15 protein-coding genes and 1 riboswitch are annotated in these 22,430 nt (G+C 40.3%); of the genes, 12 read left to right on the top strand and 3 right to left on the bottom strand.

The window, feature by feature from the left end:
- Positions 1-87 precede the first annotated feature (87 nt).
- Positions 88-3,957: a sugar-binding domain protein gene (locus tag QZ995_RS04055; protein WP_301803410.1), complete on the top strand. Its 3,870-nt coding sequence runs from the start codon at positions 88-90 to the stop codon at positions 3,955-3,957.
- Positions 3,958-4,201: 244 nt separating this feature from the next.
- On the opposite strand, the gene QZ995_RS04050 is transcribed toward QZ995_RS04055, so the two are convergent.
- From QZ995_RS04050 to QZ995_RS04040, 3 genes are all read right to left on the bottom strand, one after another.
- Positions 4,202-5,023 (bottom strand): hypothetical protein, encoded by an 822-nt coding sequence (locus tag QZ995_RS04050; protein WP_301803407.1) that lies wholly within the window; start codon positions 5,021-5,023, stop codon positions 4,202-4,204.
- 64 nt (positions 5,024-5,087) lie between these two features.
- Positions 5,088-5,951 carry a site-specific tyrosine recombinase/integron integrase gene (xerA, locus tag QZ995_RS04045; protein ID WP_301803405.1) on the bottom strand — a complete coding sequence of 288 codons (864 nt, stop codon included), beginning with the start codon at positions 5,949-5,951 and terminating at the stop codon, positions 5,088-5,090.
- A gap of 414 nt (positions 5,952-6,365) precedes the next feature.
- Positions 6,366-7,976 (bottom strand): Ig-like domain-containing protein, encoded by a 1,611-nt coding sequence (locus tag QZ995_RS04040; protein WP_301803403.1) that lies wholly within the window; start codon positions 7,974-7,976, stop codon positions 6,366-6,368.
- 457 nt (positions 7,977-8,433) lie between these two features.
- Between QZ995_RS04040 and QZ995_RS04035 the strand changes: the two genes are divergently transcribed.
- The 11 genes from QZ995_RS04035 to QZ995_RS03985 all read left to right on the top strand — a co-directional run bounded on the left by QZ995_RS04035 (position 8,434) and on the right by QZ995_RS03985 (position 22,363).
- A complete protein-coding gene (locus QZ995_RS04035; RefSeq protein ID WP_301803401.1) occupies positions 8,434-9,804 on the top strand; it encodes an MATE family efflux transporter in 1,371 nt (456 codons plus the stop codon).
- Between the two features lie 271 nt (positions 9,805-10,075).
- Entirely contained in the window at positions 10,076-10,684 is a 609-nt protein-coding gene (locus tag QZ995_RS04030) for a TetR/AcrR family transcriptional regulator (RefSeq protein WP_301803398.1), read from the top strand.
- 188 nt (positions 10,685-10,872) lie between these two features.
- On the top strand, positions 10,873-11,838 hold the full coding sequence (locus QZ995_RS04025; RefSeq protein ID WP_301803396.1) for an NAD-dependent epimerase/dehydratase family protein: 966 nt from the start codon (positions 10,873-10,875) through the stop codon (positions 11,836-11,838).
- Between the two features lie 98 nt (positions 11,839-11,936).
- Positions 11,937-12,908: an accessory Sec system S-layer assembly protein gene (locus QZ995_RS04020; RefSeq protein ID WP_301803394.1), complete on the top strand. Its 972-nt coding sequence runs from the start codon at positions 11,937-11,939 to the stop codon at positions 12,906-12,908.
- A 106-nt stretch (positions 12,909-13,014) separates the two neighbouring features.
- Entirely contained in the window at positions 13,015-13,947 is a 933-nt protein-coding gene (locus tag QZ995_RS04015; protein ID WP_301803392.1) for an SLAP domain-containing protein, read from the top strand.
- A gap of 67 nt (positions 13,948-14,014) precedes the next feature.
- Positions 14,015-15,019, top strand: a complete 1,005-nt coding sequence (locus QZ995_RS04010; protein WP_301803389.1) for an SLAP domain-containing protein — start codon at positions 14,015-14,017, stop codon at positions 15,017-15,019.
- Positions 15,020-15,205: 186 nt separating this feature from the next.
- Entirely contained in the window at positions 15,206-17,758 is a 2,553-nt protein-coding gene (locus tag QZ995_RS04005) for a S8 family peptidase (protein WP_301803385.1), read from the top strand.
- Between the two features lie 73 nt (positions 17,759-17,831).
- A riboswitch (SAM riboswitch) is annotated at positions 17,832-17,952 on the top strand.
- Positions 17,953-18,082: 130 nt separating this feature from the next.
- A complete protein-coding gene (gene metK, locus QZ995_RS04000) occupies positions 18,083-19,288 on the top strand; it encodes a methionine adenosyltransferase (protein WP_301803383.1) in 1,206 nt (401 codons plus the stop codon).
- Positions 19,289-19,449: 161 nt separating this feature from the next.
- The gene (locus tag QZ995_RS03995) at positions 19,450-20,460 is read left to right on the top strand and encodes a polysaccharide deacetylase family protein (protein ID WP_301803381.1); all 1,011 of its coding nucleotides are present in this window, start codon (positions 19,450-19,452) and stop codon (positions 20,458-20,460) included.
- An 11-nt stretch (positions 20,461-20,471) separates the two neighbouring features.
- Positions 20,472-21,650, top strand: a complete 1,179-nt coding sequence (locus tag QZ995_RS03990) for a sensor histidine kinase (protein WP_301803378.1) — start codon at positions 20,472-20,474, stop codon at positions 21,648-21,650.
- A 5-nt stretch (positions 21,651-21,655) separates the two neighbouring features.
- Positions 21,656-22,363, top strand: a complete 708-nt coding sequence (locus tag QZ995_RS03985) for a response regulator (RefSeq protein ID WP_003334302.1) — start codon at positions 21,656-21,658, stop codon at positions 22,361-22,363.
- The last annotated feature ends 67 nt before the right edge of the window (positions 22,364-22,430 follow it).

The following is a 22,430-nucleotide window of genomic DNA, read 5'->3' as shown; positions in this document are numbered from 1 at the left end:
CTTAGGTCTCTAATCTATCTAATACATAAATGTTATGTAAACAAGCAAATTAGATACTTCAATATACGATATTTGGAGGGGTAGTAAGTGAATAAAAAAGTAATCCTATCAGTGCTATCTACAGCACTAGTGACTAGCATGGCTACTTCTGCTTTCGCAGCATCTGGCGGAATTTATATTGGTGGAAAAGTGGACAGATTCTATTCTGACGAAGCATTCATTAAACAAAATGCAATGCTAATCGCAGATTTATATGATTCCGGTCTAGAGAATGTTGAAAACAGCGTTCTTTATGTAAACTGGGATGGTAAAGCAGCTACATTGCAAGAAATGATGGATGCTAAACTAGCTGGTAAAGAAGTTGAATACAAAACAGTAACTAGCGAAGACTTCGAAAAAATCGGTGGCGAAGAAGGTTTCTACGCTGTAGATGCTCAAGGTAAAGTTTCTACTGAAAAAGAAATGCAACCTGAGCAAAAACCAGTTACTCCTGGTGATTTGGTAGTTGAAAGCGTAAGTGCTATTACAAAAACAAAAGTCGAAGTGAAATTTAATAAAGCAATTGATTCCATCGATGCTAAAAACTTCACTATCGCAGGAGCTACGGTAGAAGTAGCTTCTTTGAGTGAAGATAAGAAAACAGCTACTTTAACTGTTTCTGGTCTTAATTACGATACTGAGTATACAATTGTTGCCAAAGATGTATTAGTTGATGGCAAACCGATTACTTTGAAAGAAAGCAAGTTCAAAACTCCTGTAATTACAGATTTGTACAAGCTTGAACTAACTACTGACGCAGCAGGCGATCAGCTTAAATCTGACGGAGTAGATACCCTTGTAATTACTGCTAAATTGTTAGACAAAGTAACTGGTGTAGTTGATGAAAATGCTGATAACGTCGTAATTTCATTCAGCACGACTTATGGTAACTTAGCAAATACACGAGTAACTGTTCAAAAAGGTATTGCGACTGTTACATTAAGATCTGAATTCAGCCAAAAGGATCTTGTAGCTAAGGTAGATGCACAAGTTATTGAAGCATCTGGTGACTACAAACATCTAATTGGTAAAGTTATCGGAACAAAAGAAGTATTTTTTAAAGTAAATCCTGATGGACCAGGAGAAATTGAGCAATTGCCAGCAGTAGTTTCTGCGGGGTCTAATCAGGCAGATCGTGTAACTGTTAACTTCAGTAAAAACGTTTCAGTAGAAGATTTTGTACAAAAAGATGAAACTACAGGGTTGTACAAAGTGGATTCAGACGGAAATGCATTGCTTAAAAATGGAACTAAAATCAATATTATCCAAGATAAAGTCGCTAAAAAAGTTCGTGGTTTGAAGCCAGTCGATGGTAATAAAAAAGCACTTGAAGTTATTTTGGATAGAAATGAAGTAGATTCCAACGGTATTCCAACACAAATTTTAGCCGATAACAAGGCAGTAGAAGTAGAATTTGTTCAAGATAGTAAAGTGGGACCCCAAACAACTAAAGCTGATTTTATTTTGGCTGATGCACGCAAACCTGAAGCTACATCTGTAACTGCACAAGGATTGAAAGAAGTAGCAGTTAAGTTCTCAGAATCAATCGCTAAAGCTGATGTTTCAATTGATGGTGGTCTAACTAAAATTAGCAAAATAAAGTTTGGTGAATTTGACCAAACAACGTTAAAAGATACTCGTGACATAGTGACTATCGAAACAGTTGACTATCTAAAAGCTGGAGTTCATTCGGTACAGCTGTCTTCCATTTTCGACTTTGCTGGTTTAACAGATGATAAAAACATTTCTACCAGCCAGACTCTAGACTTTAAAGTAAAAGCTGATAACGCAATTCCATCTTCTACTGTAAGTGTTGAATCTCCAGAGCAGTTCCGTGTAACATTCAACAAGTTAGTTGACGGTTTAACAGCTGACAAAGTAAAACTTCAAGTTGCTGTTAAGAATGTTGATGGTACTGAGAGTTGGGTAAATGTAGCTGATGCGGCTGGCAAATATACAGTAACTCCTGAATTAGCTATGGATCACACAGCTGAAAATAAAAATGAGTACGTGTTTGAGTTGAAAAATGACTGGACTGAAATTTACGATACCAAAGTAACTACCAAGAACTATTACAATGATAAGTATCGTTTATTCATCCCAGCTAACTCTGTAACTAATCCAGCAAATGGAAAACAAAATGCTGACATTGAAATGTTATTGAATGGTACTATTATGACTACGCCTGATACTGTTAGTCCAACAATTAAAGACATTACTCAAATTAGTACGGGTCGTTATAATGTTGAAATGAGTAAACCTGTTAAGCTTCCTGGTAAAGACCTTGATACACCTTCTCAAAGTCAACCAAAAGTTCCAGAACCAATTATTGAGTTCTTAGGTAAAGATAAAGATGGTAATACTAAGACTATCAAGGGAAAAGTTGTAGACTACACTGATAAAAACCGTGCAGATAAACAATTTGAAGTAGTACCAACACCAGACAAACCTGAAGACCTTCCACAGACTATTGTAAACAATGGCGGAGATATCCACTGGACACTTGTGGTTCGTTCTATCTCTGATGATGTAGGAAATACAGCCGAAACCTTGACTAAAGTCTTTGAAATTAAACCTAATGCTGTAGTGGCTGATGAAGTGTTCATGGTTAAAGGCAAACGTTCAGATAATACACTTTACAATGGAGTAGTTGGAGCCGAGAATGGTAAAGGTCCTGATACAATTACATTGACGTTTACTTCAGGTGTTCAGTATACAGGTAGCGAGAAAAATGCTGTAAACCCTGCAAACTACACACTTGATGGTGAAAACCTACCAAAAGGATCTATTCTTACAGTTTCAGACTCAGATGATAATCCTGAAAATGGTTATGATACTGTCATTATTTCACTACCTGATGGAACGTTGGAAACCTCTAAAGGTTCAAATCTGATTACTGTTTCTAAGAGCTTAGAGTCTTATAAAGGTGCAAAATTAACTGGTGAGTATGCAATTACTTTCGTTCCTGAAGCAGGTATAACTCCTGATGAAGCAAAAGTTGCTGATGCTGTAGCTGAGGCAATTTCTAACCTTCCATCAGTTGACAAACTTACTCTATCAGACGAAGCAACACTTGTTAATGTACGTACTCAATACAATGCTTTAACTGCAATTCAACAAAAAGCTGTAAAAAATCTTAAAGTTCTAGAAGCTGCAGAAAAGAAAATGGCTGAGCTGAAAAAAGCTGCTGGCGATGTTGCAGCTAATCTAGCAGCAGCTAAAACTGCAGTGACTGATTTGGAAACTGCAATCGGAGCAGGTAAAGATCTAACTAAAGAAGCAGATCTTTTAGCTGCAGAAGCTGCCTTGAAAACAGCTAAAGAAAAAGTAGCATTGGTTGCAGATGCTAACGAGAAGAAACTTCTTGAGGCAAAAGTAACACTTGCAGAAAAAACAGTTACAGATGCTCGCGCAAAATTTGATGGCGACGCTGCAACTGCACTAAAAGATGCTAAAGCAGCTGTAGAAGCTCTAGAAACTGCAGCTAAAGCAGATTTAACAGTAGAAACTAACCTAACTGCAGCTGAAACAGCTGTTGCAGCTGCAGAGACTGCTGTAGCTAAAGTGGCTGCTGGTGCTGAAAAAACAGAACTTGAAGGAAAAGTAACTACTGCTAAGAAAACAGTTACAGATGCTCGTACTGAGTTTGATAAAGTAGCAAAAGAAGCAGCTGAATTGAAAGCAGCTAAAGATGCTCTTGAACAAGCGATTACAGAAGCGAAAGCACAAAATAATGCTGCAGTAGCTGGATCTGCTAAAGGGGAATATCCTCAAGCAGCTAAAGATGCTTATGATGCTGAAATCCAAAAAGCAGAAGCAGTATTTAACAATGTGGATGCTAAGAAAGATGAGTTAGAAGCAGCTAAAGCAGCTCTTGATGCAGCTACGACTACTTTTGAAGGCACAGTAAATCCTTAATTAAAGAACGTATATCTTCATTAATTCGTTGAAGTAAAAAAAGAAAAGAGCCCCCTATGACAAAGCATTACTGCTGAGTCTAGGGGGCTCTCTAACTATCAGATACTATTAACATAAACTTATTGAAGCTGAAACTTTTATCTACTAGAAAGCAATTTATTTATATGATTTTAATCTCTGTTGAATATTTTCAACCAGCAAAAGTTGGATACTTTTTAAAGTGAAACCCATAACCACCAATCCCCTACATCCTCCCCAACAACGTCTCAATCTCCCTCTCATACCCGTACCTCTGAAAAAACTCAATCAATGCCACCGCAAAAATATCGCGTTGACTAATATTCTTCTCTTTACTATATTCCCTGACCATTTGATCTAATGTATTAGTCATATGCACGGATTTCGTGACAAAAATCCCAGGCACAGCATAGCGAGGTACCTTACCTGATTCCGATCCTGGCACTATGAGATCAATTAACCGATCCTTATTTCGGGCGAGAAGCTCCAAAATAGGCAGATAGGTCTCTAATTGTCCTGGTTTCCCCTTATCCATACGGTTAGTTTTTGCAACGCTCTGAAGGGCTTCTGAAGCCTCTACGGACCGTTCCTCTCCTTGTGTTGTAGCAGAGAATGGAATGGACAATGCTTCTTCTGTAAATTTACCCGTCAGCTTCTCGTAATTCTTTTTATCCGACGACCACTTATAACCTTTGGATTTCATATATGTAGCTAGCTCGCGGTGATCGCTAAATCCTAAGCGTTTTGCAATGGTTTTCGCATCAGCGCCTTCTTTTTGAAACAGCGAGATGATCGTAGATATTTTAGATGAGCTGACAAGGTCTTTGCTGGAATCCCATTTCTCGATTCGATTATAGGCTGGCACATAGGTTTGTTTATCTCGATCCCAGACAAAGTTCTTCCGGCGCATATAGATGTCTAATGTTTTGTAGTTTTTATGTCCCAATTCCTTAGCTAAAAGGTCTCTGGACTTCCCCTCTACCAGTCCACGCAGTATTTCATTTACGCGTTCATCATAGATAGGTTTTTTCTCTGTTGATAATTCCATTTTCAACACTCCCAGGTATGTTTGATGAAATGTAATGTGACGTGTTTGTTTCTGTATCTAGGCCTTACAGGGTGTTAATGGCATCGCTGAGTTGATCTAGATTGGTGTGCGTATAGATACTGGTGACGTTTAGCGAAGAGTGTCCCAGTAGCTTTTGAATTTGTACGAGATTAACATCATTTTTTACAAGCTGGCTGGCAAAACTATGGCGCAGTATATGAGCTGTTACCTTCTTTTTCCATCCTAACCTTTTTACTGCTTCGGTGATTTCCTTATTTACGTAGACAGGAGATAGCATCCCTGTCTTTTTGGTGCAAAAGAAGAGAGGAGAGGCTGTAGTTGGTCGCTTCTCCTGAACGTATTCCTGTAGTAACGGGAGTAATCGGAGTGAGATGGGAATTAGACGATCCTTGTTACCCTTACCGGCTACTACATGAATTACCTTATCTTCTAAATTCACATCGTCTACTGTAAGATTCAGGCACTCTGAGATACGTAAACCTGTCATATACAAGACAATGACTACTAGACGAATGAGAGGATGATCAATGGCATGGACGAGCCGTTCCACTTCGTCTTCCGTTAAGTATGTTCGCTCCTTCTGCTGTACTTTGATTTTCTCAACAGACAGGGCGATGTTACGGACGACTAGCTCTTTTTTATAGGCGTAAGCAAAAAAGGACCGGAGCGTATGAAGATTACGTAGCCTGCTAGCAGGAGCATAACCGCGCTCTTCCTTTAAGTAATGCAAATATTCTTCTAAATCGGTTACAGTTATTTCTTCAATGTAAGATTCACAGTTATATTTGCTATCAAGAAAGCGTGTAAAATGCACTAAGTCTTTTCCGTAACCTGAGATGGTTTCTTCACTTCGACCGATAGATGACATATATTCTAGAAAGATTTCTATGGTATTCATCAATAACATTACAGAGAACCACCTTTTATTTAGAGAATAGGCTTCATGTATGGAAGTGATCTTCATTAGAAACATTCTTGAAGTGTAGTAATCATTGTTGCCATTATTCCTGCTTTATAACGTTATGTATAAAAATTCTATATTTTAATATTCTGAACAAAAAAGTAACGTTTTACCAAAAAATAGGGAAAAGACGACATACATAGAGTGGTCTCAATGCGTGTCGTCCTAGCTGTGTTCATGCAGTTCTTACCCACTCGTTTATGATAGGGTAGCCCTCCTGTGATAAGGAGGTGTGTTATGTATGTAAAGAAAAACCCTCAAGGGCTTAAGGAGAAGTCTCCTTGAACCATGAGGGTTTCTCTCTTTATGTCTTATCCATATAATAATGGATGTGCAAACTAGATAGCTATAGGTGATTAATTATCCTTCTTGCTGTTGTTGTTCTTGCTGTTGTTGTTCTTGCTGTTGTTGTTCTTGTTGCTGTTGTTCTTGTTGTTCTTGTTGTTCTTGTTGTTTTTGCTCTTGTTGCTGTTGCTCTTGTCCTTCACCAGGTTGAGCAGGTTGTTCGGACTTAGTTACTTTAAGATCGAAGTCTTTAGTAAGCTTGCCATAAGAATCAGAGAAAGTGATTACGATTTTACCATCTTTAGCTGCATCAGCTTTGATTGTTACTTTGTCTCCAGCGATCGCAATTGCGTTCTCAGAGTCAGCGATGCTTGCTAGCATATCGATAGTTACTGGAAGTTTTTTCTCACCAGCGAATACGTCTAGCTCGTCAAACAGGTCAGCTAGAAGCGCTGCATCTGTTTTAGAAGCATCAACTACAACAGCAGTTTTGCCTTCTTGTAGCTTCACGTCTGTAATTTGCGGAGTAGAGTTTTCAACAGTAACTTCTACTGTACCAACCACTACGCTACCTTCAAGATAAGAGATTACAGCTTTACCTGCAGCTACTGCAGTAACTTCACCTGTTCTTGCATCAACAGTTGCTACTTTATCATCGGAGGACTTGAAGCTGAAGCCAGCATCTGCATCTGTGCTTTCACCTTTCAATACATCTCCAACGAATTTTTGAACTTTAAGATTTACTTTGTTGTCATCTGCTTTGAAGATGTCCAAAGTAAGATCAGCATCTTTGTTCTCAGGAACTAGTTTGTAGGAATCTACTTCTTTATCAGTTAGGTTTACAACAGTAACTGCAACTGTACCGATTTGTTTGTCTCCGTTTTTGATAACAAGAGTGTCAGTACCTTCAGCAAGTTTTGCGAAGTTAACAACAAGCTTGCCGTTCTCAGCTTTAAGTGCATCAGTTGCTGGTAGAGCTACTACAGTATCATTACCAGATTGAGTTGCTACAGAAAGTCCAGCAACATCTGCTAGTTTGAATTCAGCACCGTGTTGATCCATCACAGTTACTTCCAATTTTTTCTCATCGGATTTCAATTTCGCAGTTGTTTCTTGGATAGCGTTTACTGCAGGAGCAGCTTTAACTACCAAGTCAAAAGAGATTATTTTTTCGCCAACTTTTACAGTAATTGTAGAAGTTCCTTCTTTTAGAAGGTTTAGTTTACCATCTTTGCTCACAAGAGCTACAGAAGGTTGGCTAGAAGCGAATTCAGCTGTATCAGCTAGTTTATCAGCTTGGAAACCAGCTTCTGCTTCTAGAACTTCACCAGCGAAGTTTTTACCTTTTGTGATAGCGATGCTTAGGCTTTGACCAAGTGTTGCGTATGTTTTGTCAATTGCAGCACCGTTTTCCATCATTTTAACTTCAGTTGGTTCGATAACTACTTGAGCATCCAAAACAGTAACGGATACTAGAGCAGATTCAAACTTTTCATTGTCTTTTGAAACAACTACTTTATACTTAAAGTTATCTGCACCAGTTAGGTTGTTTTTAAGCTCACCGGTAGCAGAAGTTGTGTCGTTATTAGCAAATACAGCTTTTGTTGCTTGGAACTCCACAGTGTAACCAGCTTTTTGAAGATCAGCAACAGTTACTTTTTGACCTTCATTCACTGTTACTTGCAAGAATTGAGGTTCTGTTACTGTACCTTGAGCGATTGTAGAGGTAATAGCACATACCTTCACAACAATTTGTAATATACTGTAAATTGAAAAACTCTATTCATTACCAAGCTTTAGCAGTATCATGTTACTTCTTCATTTGTAGAAAAAAGGAATATGGCTGTAACGGATTCCTAAGGAAGGGATATACTCACAATATAGAAATAAAGAAATCCATTACTTGGATATCCATTGGTAATTCATTAGTTTACCATAAACTGTATATACAAATATTATGTTTACAATAAGCAAAATATAGTGAATGTAATAGACAGAAATGTAATAAATTGCTTAAAATGTAAATCGAGAGTGGTTTCTTTATTAGAAATGCTTTTTTACCTTCACATAAACTACCAATAAAAAATCCAAACTATGCTATAATTAGACTTTGTAATTATCCAAAAAAATACAGGGGTCAATTATGAATCAAACTTACAACTTATCTCAAAAATCGAAACATTTTTTACTCATTTTGTTGCCAATCATGGTTACACAGGTGGCTCTTTTTGCAATGTCCTTTTTTGATACGATCATGTCAGGACATGCGGGGGCAAATGATTTAGCGGGCGTAGCAATTGCGACTAGTATATGGGCGCCTGTTTTCACCGGGTTAAACGGTATTTTGTTAGCGGTCACTCCAATCGTTGCTCAAATGATTGGGGCGCAGAAGAAGGAGAAGGTTCCTTATATTGTTTTTCAAGGAATCTACCTGGGCGTGGCAATCGCGCTCTCTGTCATTGTGATTGGTATATTTGCCATTCCTACCATCCTGGGCGGCATGAAGCTGGAACCAGAGGTGCACCGGGTGGCTCAGAACTTTTTATTGGCACTTGCTTTTGGTATCATTCCGCTTTTTGTCTACACCGTTTTACGCTGCTTTATCGATGCTTTGGGCGAGACTAGAGTAACTATGTTTATCTCCCTCATCTCTTTACCGATTAATGTTGTGCTGAATTACTTGTTAATCTTCGGTAAATTTGGCTTGCCACGATTAGGGGGGGTTGGTGCAGGGGTAGCGACGGCTATTACCTATTGGATTATTTTGGTAATCACTTATTTTGTTATTTTACGCGTTGGGAATTTTAGAGAGTATGGATTGTTTAGTAAGCTTTATAAGCTCTCCTTTAAGACATGGGGAGAAATTTTAAAATTAGGCTTGCCGATTGGTTTTTCCATTTTCTTTGAGACCAGTATTTTTGCGGCTGTTACCCTGCTGATGAGCCGATTTGATACCATTACGATTGCTGCCCATCAGGTGGCAATGAATTTTGCTTCCTTCCTATATATGATACCGATGAGTATCGCCATGGCATTAACGATTGTGGTTGGTCATGAGGTAGGGGCAAAACGAATCAAGGATGCTCGCCAGTACAGTTTTTTAGGGATCAGCATTGCTGTAACACTGGGACTATTATTTTCAGCAGCTTTGGTTATCTTCAACAAAGAAGTGGCTTCCCTTTACACGAATGACATTGAAGTATTTGAGCTGGCACAGCATTTCTTATTATATGCCATCTTTTTTCAGTTGTCTGATGCCGTTGCCGCACCTATTCAAGGAGCGCTGCGCGGCTATAAGGACGTAAACATTACTTTTATTGTTGCCTTGATTTCTTATTGGGTAATTGGTTTGCCGCTCGGATTTTTATTGGTACAAATTACTGATTTAGGCGCATTCGGTTATTGGATTGGTTTAATTGTAGGTCTTGCTGTTGGGGCTATTTTCCTAATGTGGCGGTTGTTGCATTTGCAGAGGAAAACGGCGAGAATGGTCAGCGAGGGTAATACGGAATAAAAATACAGCATCATACATGACAAAAGGGACGAGCGAGCTTTACGCTCGTTTTTTTGTACAAAGACATAGTGGAGTATAGATAATAAGATTCGACTGCCTAAAGCACTATATAATAAGGAAGCAATTTGAATAGGTTGTCCTGTTATTTGAGAGACGATGAGGTAAATAACGGTAGTGCCCTTTGACAGGTAAAGAAATTAAAGATATACTGAAATTATTAATTGACCATAGGTTAAATAAACTGACGTAAATTGGTTGGGAGTGAATCGAGATGGCGGCAAGAAGGGCGGTAGCCAAGGAACTGAGCCGTGAACAGATTGTAAAAGCAGCTCGGGAACTGTTTGCAACACAAGGCTATCGAGCGGTTTCCATGCGAAGTATTGCACAAAAACTAGGCTATAGCCACGGATCACTTTATTATCATTTTAAAGAAAAGGCTGAGCTATTTAACGCTATTGTGCAAGAGGATTATCGTACCTTGCAGGAACAAATGAAAAAATCAATGGAACAGACGGATGCTGCGAGCCAGCCCCAGCATAAATTGGAATCGTTAATGGAGACCTTTATCCATTTTGGCCTGAGCCATCCGCATCATTATGAAATGATGTTTTGTTCGAATGAGCCGGAGACACTGGAGTACGCTCGACCGGAACAGGACAGTTGTTACGAAACGTTTGCAAGCCTTGTCAGGGAAGAGGCGGGAGATACGTTACAAAGGATTGGAAATATGTTCACAATACCATGGGTCATATTCCTTTCTTTACATGGGTTTGTCGTCCATTATATTCAAACGAAGCAAACGTATGAAGATGTGGAAGCGCTTGTTAAGGTGCATGTGAGATTTCTGGCTAACCAATTGTCTGGCGAGCGCGAGGCTTGAAGCTTGAAGCGAATTAATAAATAAGCAACGTTATTCAATACCAAAAGAAAGCTGAAAATAAAATAATAGATGGAACAAGAATCCAGAGACAAGAATCAAGAAATCATCAAAAAAAGCTCGGCAGTAGTCAGTAGTCGAGTTTTTTCTCAAACATTAATTGACCATTGGTTAAAAAGGAGAGAAGGATCATGAATAAAGCATTGGTATTTGGAGCTACAGGCAGCATTGGAACGGAATTAGTTTTAGAATTACTTCGCAACGGGATTCATACGGTAGCTTTTGCGCGCTCTACTACAAAGCTGACGAAATTACAAGCAGAATGGGAATTGGAGGCAAAGAAACCAGACTACTCTCCAGCTTTGTCCCTATACACAGGAGATGCCTACAGCCTGGAAGATTTGCTACAAGCCGCTAAGGGTGTGGATGTGATTTTTCATTGTGTCAGTGTTCCTTATCCGGAATGGAAAACAGGCCACCCTGCTTTGATGAATAATGTTCTAACTGCTGCCACGCATCATGGAGCAAAAGTGGTCGTGATCGACAACATCTATGCATATGGCAGAGCCAAAACACCGTTGGTAAATGAACAGCACTCCAAAGAACCACATACGACAAAGGGTAAGATTCGGTTACAACTGGAACAGCTTGTGTGGAAAGCCCACGAGTCGGGTACCCCATGTATGCTTGTTCATTTACCTGACTTTTATGGCCCACACGCAACGAATACGTTTTTACATGTCACGCTGGAGTCTTTGGCTAAAGGGAAGCCCAGTATCTTTATTGGCGATCCTGCTGTTCAACGTGAATATATCTATACACCAGATGCAGCCAAAGCGATTATTCGATTGGCTAAACGTCCGAATACGTATGGAACGACCTGGAATATTCCAGGTTCGGGGACGATCTCAGCAAAACAAATCAGGGAGATAGCGCGTCTATATAATGGAAGAAAAAATTTCATGCTCCCAATTGGCAGGAAAGTAATGACAGCGTTAGGCTGGTTCCAGCCCTTTATGAGGGAAATGGTGGAGATGATGTATGTCACAGAATCTACCATTCAGCTAGACGGCAGTAAATGTGAACGCGAGCTAGGGCGTATCGTACATACTCCTTATGAACAGGGTATAATAGAATGCCTGAAACGATTAAGTTAAGGAAAATATGGGCTTTTGTGTTTTGAAGGTTACTTATGATAATATGAAAAGATAAGAATATAGGTAGACAATACTATACATGTGGGAGCGGACAAATCATGTTTTCCTTTTTGAAAAATATATTGTCAGGTGATGAAAAAGACACCTCTACTTTGCCTAAAAGTAAGGAACAGTCTGTGTTGCCTGTTACAAACACGGATAAACAAGCTTCGGATAAGAAGAAAGACAAGGCTAAGAAGACTACGAAACAAAAATCAACTGACGTCGCTACACGCGTAACAGCGCTGTCCCTTCACCCGTTATGGGAACGTGAGCTAGATAATATGCAGAAATATTCTTTGTCCTTTATGGCTAACCAATTGGAGCCTTTGGAAGAGGGCAATATTGCTATCTCCGGATTTAATATGGTGCCTCATGAGGACGGCGTTGAAATAGCGGCCTTTGTACGAAATGCAAGCGATCAGCCTGTTGCGTTGGGGAAAATGACGTTGCTTATCCTGTTTGACGGCGATAAGCTATTTACCCGACAGGAATTTGATCTGAGCGAGCTCGGGGAAATTCCGGCGTTCCATGCTCGACCGTGGAATTTTGTATTTACGAGAGAACACTTTATCACGACAAATGTTTTGTTGCAAAACTGGAAACTTGCCTTTGAATTGGCTCAAGATAAAATGGTCCTGCCGAAAAATTTGGAGCTGGAAGAATCTTGGGTAAAATCGTTAACTGACGATCAAAAGAAATACTTTATTGAGCTTGCAAAAAGTCTTCCTGAGTTAAAAGAAGGGGAAGTAAATGTTCAGAGCGTTCAGGCGAAGCAAAACGATGAAGGCGTAATTCGAGCGATTCTCTTAATTCGGAATGGATCGACTCAAAATCTTTCTTTTGAACAATTGCCACTGGCTCTCTATGATGCCACAGGTGATAAGGTAGCAGAGGGTGTATTCCAGCTGAAGGATTTCGTTGTAAATGCCCAAACAAGCAAGCCTTGGATGTTTATTTTTCCAAAAGAGAGCATCCTAAAGGAAAATGTTGATTTATCCCAGTGGAAAGTGCAGCTTGCTCAAAATTAATCTTTTTCCCGGCGAATAACTTCTGGTCACTGACTAGAGATCGTACTGCGTTAATAACGGAATTGATCATATAGGAATGTTGTATCACAGCAAAGAGGGGGATCTTATGTTTAACTTTTTAAAGAATTGGTTTACTAACGATAATGAAATGCGGAGCCCTGAGGATCTGAAGAAGGACCTTTCTCAGACTACGCATAATCGGATTGAAGAAGCGACAGAAAAAATGTTAAAATCAAGCGATCTGGAAGTTTCTTTCAACCCAGCATGGAACGAAATGCTGGATCAAGAGAAAAAGTATACCTTGCGCTTCTTAAATGATAGCTTGCCGGATATCCCTGAGGGAACATTAGGACTTACGGGTTTTAGCTTGATTCCTCGTGAAGAAGGGGTTACCGTAGCTTTATTTATCCGTAATGCCTCATCAATACCGGTAGAAATGGGTAAATTAGACCTAGCAATTGCTGTTGAAGGTCGATTATTTGCTAAAGGGGAGTTTGACCTGAGCCCAGTTGGTACGATTCCTCCAATGAGTAGTCGTCCATGGGAGATTACTTTCCCTGAAGAACTAGTAACTAATAGAAGATCTATGGACGTTAGACGTTGGAAGCTGATTATTGGGTTGCCGCATCGTGAGTTTGTCTGGCCGAATAACCTAGAGATCGATCCAGAGATGGAAAAACGTTTGACCGATACCCAAAAGGATCGTCTAGAAAATATGGTGCATTTCCTTCCTTTCCTATCTCCGGGTACAGTTAGTTTCACTGGCTTTGATATAGGGTTCAAAGAAGATGGACGCTTGGTTGTAGCAGTGCTAATTCGGAGTTCTTTGGAAAATACCTTTGAACCAAAGGCCTTGAAAGTTACAGTTCGTAACGCACTTACTGAGAAGGTTATAGCTCAAGGGATTGTTGATGGAAGTAAAATCAGTCTGAAGAGTGGCTATAGCAAACCTTGGATATTAGTATTCCCTCCAAATGTTGTTAAAGCTGATAAAGCGTTCAATAAAACAAATTGGGAATTGGATGTAGAAGTATTATAGAGAGAAGAACAAGCGAGGTGACTGCTGAAAAGCATGTCGCCTTGCCTTATGCACAGGAGGTTATAGGATGAGTTGGCAATTAGAGAATTGGTTTGGTTCTAAGCAGGGGTTAGAACAAGCCCGTGAGGATATTCATGAGTTTCTACAAAAAGAGTTTTACCTAGGTGTATCTGGAATTGAACAGCCTGAACAATCATCAAACCGCATCCCTTCCAAGGAATTGTTCCTAAACTTGAATAGTTTAGCCTCCAAGAATTTGGAAGAGATGGACATGGAGTTGTTGCAGTTCATTCACGATGAGTTGCCACCGGTTGTCCGTGATGAGGTAGGGATTTTTCCGTTCTTTACTAACGTATTAAATACCGGTTTCTTGGTGATGACATTTGTTCGGAATGCCACAAATCAAGATATTATGTTAAATAAATTACCTCTTGCTTTAGTGACCTCTGATGGTAAGGTAGTGGCACGCAAATCCTTTGAGATGCTAACAATGGGTGGTTTGCAAGATATGTCTGCAAGTCCGTGCGAATTCCTTTTCACATGGGATGATTTCTTGTTCATGCCTGAGGATGATACGCAATTATTTATGGTTTATGATAAAGAAAGACTGGATCAATATAAAATGGAAGAAAAGCTAGTGGAGAAACACAACGGCTTAACAGATGAAGAGGAAGAGTCTTATACTCAAAAGGTAAAAGACCTGTTCCCGATCCGAGACGGTCAAGTAGAGCTGACAGCTATTGATTTAGTTCAGGTTCCAGACGGCGGCCTAAAAGTGATTGTAGCTTTCATGAATGGTTTAGATAAACGTGTAGAATTCACAGAAGTACCTGTGTATATCCGTGACGAGATTGGAAGAGACGTTGCACGCATGCATTTTGGCCTGCATAGCCTCTATATTAAACCTAAAACTCAACGCGTTTGGGGATTTTATATTCCAGCAAGTTCACTAGAAGGCAAAAATCTGGATTTGTCTAAATGCAAAGCTTATGTACCAGATGCAAAACAGGATAAAGATGTAAAAGCTCAGAAGCTAGAATTACATGAAAATAACAAGGGATTCATTCAGTAATCCTTTTAGGACCCCTTTCGTGATGAGAGGGGTCTTTGATTTTTTTGGTTTGGAAATATTTAGGCGCATGAAATGGTTGTCTCTTGAGCAAGCCTATACTATGCTATATAAAGAACAATTGAAAGATTAAGAACGCTAATCTTTCCTGATTTACTTCTTTACAGGAGAAGGAGGAAAGGGCACCATATGCTATATTCACAGTTGACAAAAAGAATGATTATTCCGGCGGTGGTTGCTTTGCTTGCTTTTACGGTTGGTGAAAAGCCTGCCCAAGCAGCCGCTATGCCAAACGATCCCTACTTTTCAAAACAGCTTCATTTAACGCAGATTAAGGCGATGGAGGCTTGGGGGATCGTCAACAGCAATACAGCTATTAAAATTGCAGTGCTTGATTCCGGGGTAGACTCTTCCCATCCTGATTTAAAGGATAATCTGCTGCCTACTATAAATTTGGTGAAAGAAGAAAGTCCGTCAGATCTAAATGGGCATGGCACCAATGTGATCGGGATATTGGGAGCTAAAGGAAACAACGGTTTAGGTGTAACAGGGGTTTTATGGAATGCTAAAATATTGCCCATCAAAATTTTGGATAAAAAAGGATTTTCATCATCTGATCGTTTAGCAGCGGGAATTAGACGAGCAGTTAATGAAGGGGCCAAAGTTGTTTTGATGTCGGCTAGCGCACTATATTATTCGAAGGCGCTGGAGGATGCAATAGATTTTGCAGAGGACAGAGGAGTTGTTGTTGTAGCGGCTACTGGAAATGAGGGGAGTCGTGTTAACTATCCTGCTGCTTTTCCAACGGTAATCGCGGTTGGCGCTGTTACTAACTCTAATACCATCCATAGCCGTTCTAATTTTGGGCCAGAAATTAACCTAGTGGCCCCGGGCGTGAATGTGTATACAACAACCAGAGGCGGCGGATATGATTCGATGAAGGGCACCTCTGCAGCGGCTCCTCAGGTTGCTGGTGCGGCGGCATTAATTCTAGCTAGGAACCCAAATATGAAACCGTTGGAAGTACGCCAGCTTCTGTACCATTCAGCAACAAAATTACATGGGGTTAGATGGGATAGGCAGACAGGATATGGACTTTTAAATATTCAGAAGGCAGTAATGAGCAGACTGCCTGATGATATAAATGAACCCAACAATACACAGCGTACAGCAGCGGCATTCCCCATGGAAAGTCAGATACGCGGCACTCTGAGCGATAAAGATAAGAGCGATTGGTTTTACACCGATATTCCATATGAGGGAACCTTAGAATTAACAGCAGACGTATCGGTGGATACCCCTGCTCCATTGGCGGCCAGCGTTTATCAGGATGGAAAACCTCAAGATACGTATTATCTTGGTAATAAAGCCACTGCAACAATTGCAGTTAAGCCGGGCAAGGTTCACATTCACTTCCAGCGGTCTGCAGTATCTAGCACTTTACGCTATACCATTACCAATCGTTTTGCCATTGCACCTGATCGGTATGAGCCAAATAATAGTATTGATCAAGTCCGCCCCTTGCCTCCGGGTAATAATATTGAGATCAAGGGGAATTTTCATACAGCACAGGACGTTGATTGGTTTTCCTATTTTGTGCGTGATCCAGGCAAGCTTTATCTGCGAGTGGATACAGATACTCTGCGATTAGACCCGCAAATTAAGGTGCGTAAAGAACGCGATAAGACATCAGGCGGAATTTTCCTTGATAGCAGCTCGGTCACTGATCCATTAAAAAGCCTGGAGATGAACGTCACGCCAGGTCGCTATTTGTTCCAAATTCAGAACAGCTATCCTGCTGCTGTGAGCGGCGAGTACTTTTTTCAGCTAAACTATATGCCTGAACGAAAAGACCCAAATGAGCCAAACGATACCTATCGTTTAGCTACTAAACTAGGGGATAACAGTCTGATTACAGGCACAATTTCTTCAGAAGCAGATAACGATTGGTTTACATTTTCGATTCCAAAAGAAACGTATGTTACCATTCGAGCACCTTATGTACCGCCGCAGGTGAAAATCATGATGAGTATTTATGACAGTCGCGATATGAAATATGCAATTCGAGCTGAAAAGGTTTTAGGACAGGATAACAGTATTTTCTTTGAAAAAAAATTAGCTGCAGGGACATACTATATAAAGCTGACCAGTACTACACCATTCCGCTATGATTCGTATCGATTGACATTAACTCGTCAGGAAATGTATGGCGGCTTTCGAGACATACATGGGCATTGGGCTAGAAATGATATAGGGCGTTTAACTCAACGTGGAGTCATTACCATACCTAATACGTATAGCTTCCGTCCAGATGCTAATATGACACGAGCTGAATTCGCTGACATGCTCCTTCGCTCGATGAAGGCCAAAAAGCTTCCAACTGGCAAAATAGGTACTAATACCTATAAGGATTTAAACAAAAAGCATTGGGCATATGAGAGCTTATTGCAGGCTTCTCAATTGGGTATTATGAGCGGGTTCAATGGAAAAATTGAACCGGATCGGCCTGTTAATCGAGCAGAAATGGCTTTGATGATTGCGCGTGCTAAGAAAATAAACGTGTCAAGTTCGTCCAATATTTCTTATCGTGATGTGCCTCATTCACATTGGGCGGTGGCTGCGATCGAGACACTTTCACACTATGGCTGGTTACATGGCTATCAGGATGGAACCTTTAAGCCGGATCGTCCTGTGAAACGCGGGGAAATGGTCACTGTATTAGCCAAATCCTTCCAATTGTAAAATACCGGTTTTTTTTACAAAAGTACATTGACACCCTTCTAAAAAAAGATTATTCTATAAATCATGGATATTACTCTTATCCAGAGTAGGCGGAGGGACTGGCCCAATGAAGCCCGGCAACCGTTTTGAGCGGTGCTAACCAGCAGAGAAAGGATAACTATCTAAATAGTTAGACTCACTCTGGCCGATAAGAGGGTTAAGGAACGCATTAGAAAAGCAACCTTTTCCTCAGCGGAGGGAAAGGTTTTTCTTTTTGTCGTGATGGAAACCTGGCTCGGCAAACATACTATATATCATGTTTCCAGTTGAAGGAGGTTTTTAAGTATGGAATTGCAAAAAGGGCGTCGCTTGTTTACATCTGAGTCCGTTACTGAAGGACATCCAGACAAGATTTGTGACCAAGTTTCTGATTCTATTCTTGATGCGATCTTATCTAAAGATCCGAATGCTCGTGTAGCATGCGAGACATCTGTTACCACCGGATTAGTACTTGTGGCAGGTGAAATCACAACTTCTACGTATGTAGATATCCAAAAGCTAGTAAGAGATACGATTCGTGAAATTGGTTACGATCGTGCAAAATATGGTTTTGATGCAGATACATGCGGTGTTATTACTGCAATCGGCGAGCAATCAGCAGATATCGCACTAGGTGTTGACCAGGCTTTGGAAGCACGTGAAGGCAGCATGACTGATGCTGAAATCGAAGCAATCGGCGCAGGTGACCAGGGGCTAATGTTTGGTTATGCTTGCAACGAAACTCCAGAATTAATGCCTCTTCCAATCAGCATGGCTCACCAGTTGGCGCGTCGTCTGACAGAAGTGCGTAAAAATGGTACGCTTGAATACCTTCGCCCAGACGGCAAAACTCAAGTAACTGTTGAATACGATGGCGATAAGCCAGTTCGCATCGATACAATTGTTATTTCCACTCAACATGCTCCAGAAGTAGAGCTAGATCAGATTAAAAAGGATCTAATGGAGCAAGTAATTAAACCGATCGTTCCTGCAAACCTGTTAGACGATCAAACGAAATACTTCATTAACCCAACTGGGCGTTTCGTTATCGGTGGTCCTCAAGGGGATGCTGGTTTAACTGGTCGTAAAATCATCGTAGATACGTATGGCGGTTATGCTCGTCATGGCGGCGGTGCATTCTCCGGTAAGGATCCTACAAAAGTAGACCGTTCTGGTGCTTATGCAGCTCGCTATGTAGCGAAAAACATTGTAGCTGCAGGTCTTGCTGAGCATTGCGAAGTACAGGTAGCTTATGCAATCGGGGTAGCTCAACCGGTATCTATCGCTGTAAACACATTTGGAACAGGAAAAATTGCAGAATCTGATTTGGTAGCATTGGTTCGCAAGCACTTTGATCTGCGCCCAGCAGGTATTATTAAGCAATTAGACCTACGCCGTCCGATCTATAAACAAACCGCAGCATATGGTCATTTCGGACGTAATGATCTGAATGTACCATGGGAGCGTACAGATAAAGCAGAAGATCTGAAAAAAGACGCTGCTAACCTGTAAAAAATACAGAGAAGCCTAGGATTTTCCTGGGCTTCTTTTTTCTTATGAAAATTGCGAAAAAGGCTAGGCAATTACAACTTCAATGGGGTAGACTACGTAGAGGATTCTGTAAATCTTTGTCGAAAAGCACTATAATAAGATCGAAAGGAACATGGCGCATCATGAAGAAAAAACCTTTCTTTCTCGTCTTTTTCCTTCTTCTTCTGCTGTTTTCTAGCCTTGCGTATTGGTTTAGACCAGAGAATGTAGGGGTAGAAAATACGGATTATGTGCAACAAAAGACGGGGGATCATACGTCTCATTCATTAGAACCTAAAGGGTCAGACGTAGGGCAAATTCCTTCTAGAAATAGTAAATCAGAGGAAAAGCTATCAAACGAGAGATGGTATAAAGACAAGGTTGTCATCTTGAATTATCATCACATTGATCGTGACAGTAATAAGCCATTTGTAATAACACCAGAGCAGTTTGGTGAGCATTTACAATTTATAAAGGAACATAACTTTCATCCTATTAGCCTAAAAGAGTTTTTTACTTTTATGCAAACAGGTGTAACTGCCAAGGAGAATGCAGTTTTATTTACGTTTGATGACGGCTATGAAAGTTATTACACACAAGCATATCCGTTGCTTTCCGAATATGGGTATCCATCTGCAGCTTTTGTCATTGCAGGTAGATTGCGGGATACCATGGATCGAAAGCGAGAAAATATGACCGTTCCTTTAGCTTATCAACAAATTGACGAAATGCTGGCTTCCGGCTTAGTTGATATTGGCTCGCACACATTCAGTTTACATGAACACAAAGAGCTGGATGAGTGGGGAGTACAGAAAGCGGGAACGGAGCCTGTATATCTAGAAGAATTCCAGCGTGCAGAAAATGAGGAAGAGTACCGAAGTCGTTTATTTGTTGATTTTAAGATGTCGAAAATAGGCTTAGAGCAACTTGTGAAAAAGCCTATAGCCTCTCTCTCCTTACCCCAAGGCTATAAAAGCAAGATTGTGATTGACTCGGCAAAGGAAGCAGGATATCAGTATGTCTTTACATCTAGAAGAGACGTTGTGAAGCCAAATGAAGATCCGTATTCCATTCCGAGATTTGATGTAGGGATACGCAAGATAGGTGCACCCCAGCTCCTTGAACTATTTACCAAAGTAAAAATGGAACAATAAGGGGGAAACCCATGGATAAAGGCATTGATATCAGCCTTCTAGATGGGGTCATAAAAAAAACGATTCGAACGGTTGAAATGAGTAAAGAGCAAATTTTTCAAATAGCAGAAGGCGCTCGTTCGGAAAGTAACGCAATCAAAAAAGAGATTGTTGAAATACGGCAAATATTGGCAGAAGTGATCCAGAATGTTGATAATCTAGAGTTACAGTCCCGCCGATCTAGATCGAGATTGGTACAAGTAAGCCGCAATTTTCAAAGCTTTACTGAAAACGATATTCGCGCAGCTTACGAGGAAGCTCATAATGTTCAGATAGAGCTTTCCTTAATGCGCGAGCGGGAAAATAACCTAAAAAAACGCCGTGACGAGCTGGAATTTCGTTTGCGGAATATTTTAGAGACAATTACTAGAGCAGAAGGGTTACTAAGTCAGATCAGCGTGGTTCACAGCTTTTTAGCAGGGGACTTGTCCAAAGTGGAAGAAGCATTGGAGTCTGCCAAGCAGCATCAGCTTATGGGACTCAAAATTATTCAGGCCCAGGAAGAAGAGCGTAAGCGGGTAGCCAGAGAAATCCATGATGGACCTGCACAATCCATGGCCAATGTAGTATTGCGTACAGAAATCGTAGAAAAAATGTTGAAAAATGACGCAATCGAGGACGCACAACAGGAATTAGGCAGCTTAAAGGAAATTGTAAGAATGAGCTTAGCAGATGTTAGAAAAATTATTTTTGACTTGAGACCAATGGCTTTAGATGACTTAGGACTCATACCAACTTTGCAAAAGTATATACAAACCTTTGAGGATCGTAGTAAATTACATATTGATCTGATTGTTTTTGGTAAAGAACAGAAGCTGGAAAGTTCATTTAAGGCAGCAGCTTTTCGCTTAGTTCAGGAATGCCTAAACAATGTGTACAAGCATGCGAAAGCTAATTTTGTCCAAATAAAGGTTGAGTTTCAGCTGGAAAACATGTTTATTGTCGTAAAAGATGATGGAATTGGATTTAATGTGAGTGAGGTTAGCAAAAAGGGACAATCGTTCGGAATTATGGGAATGAAGGAACGTTGCCAATTACTGAATGGCAGAATCGGCATTACGTCCAATAACCAAGAAGGGACTAGAGTGGTGTTTCAAATACCGCTGCAGCCCGCGTCAGTATTCAAAAGTACCGGCAAACAGGGAGGTTAATAACGGTGGAAAAATTGTTGGATGAAATTAAAATCGTGTTAGTGGACGATCATCAATTGTTTCGTGAAGGCGTAAAGAGAATTCTCGATATGGAATCTGGTTTCAAAGTGGTGGGAGAAGGTTCTGATGGAATGGAAGCTCCCAAGCTAGTAGCTGAATACAGACCAGATGTTTTATTGATGGATATTAATATGCCAAATGTAAACGGTGTTTCGGCTGCAGAAGAGGTAGTAAAAATTAGTCCAGAAACAAAAGTAATCATTTTATCCATTCATGATGATGAAGGATATGTCTACCGCACGCTTCGTTCAGGAGCATCCGGTTATTTATTAAAGGATATGGGGACTTCTGAATTGGTAGAAGCGGTACGCGTAGTTGCCCAAGGTGGAGCGTATATTCATCCAAAAGTGACCGGTAAGTTAATCGACGAATTCCGTCGTTTAAGCGAGCAGGAAGAGTCGATGGATCGTAGTATTACGTTCGAAGAGTCACCAGTGATGGACCCGCGCATTATTGAATCCTTAACGCGTCGTGAACGTGAAGTTTTGCAATTAATGGCAGAAGGAAAAAGCAACAGAATGATCGGTGAATATTTATTCATCAGTGAAAAGACAGTTAAAAACCATGTAAGCAGTATTTTGCAAAAGCTAAACGTACAGGATCGTACCCAAGCTGTGGTTATATCCATCAAGAATGGCTGGGTAAAGCTGTAAGTTTTTTAAACAGATCATACAACATTTATGAAAAATGAGTGTGGAGAAAGCAACCAAGTCAAGCAGT

Source organism: Brevibacillus laterosporus, assembly GCF_030489605.1.
Lineage (GTDB): Bacteria > Bacillota > Bacilli > Brevibacillales > Brevibacillaceae > Brevibacillus_B > Brevibacillus_B laterosporus_E.
Note: the sequence above shows the minus strand (reverse complement) of the source record. Positions and strands in the feature narration are given on the sequence as shown.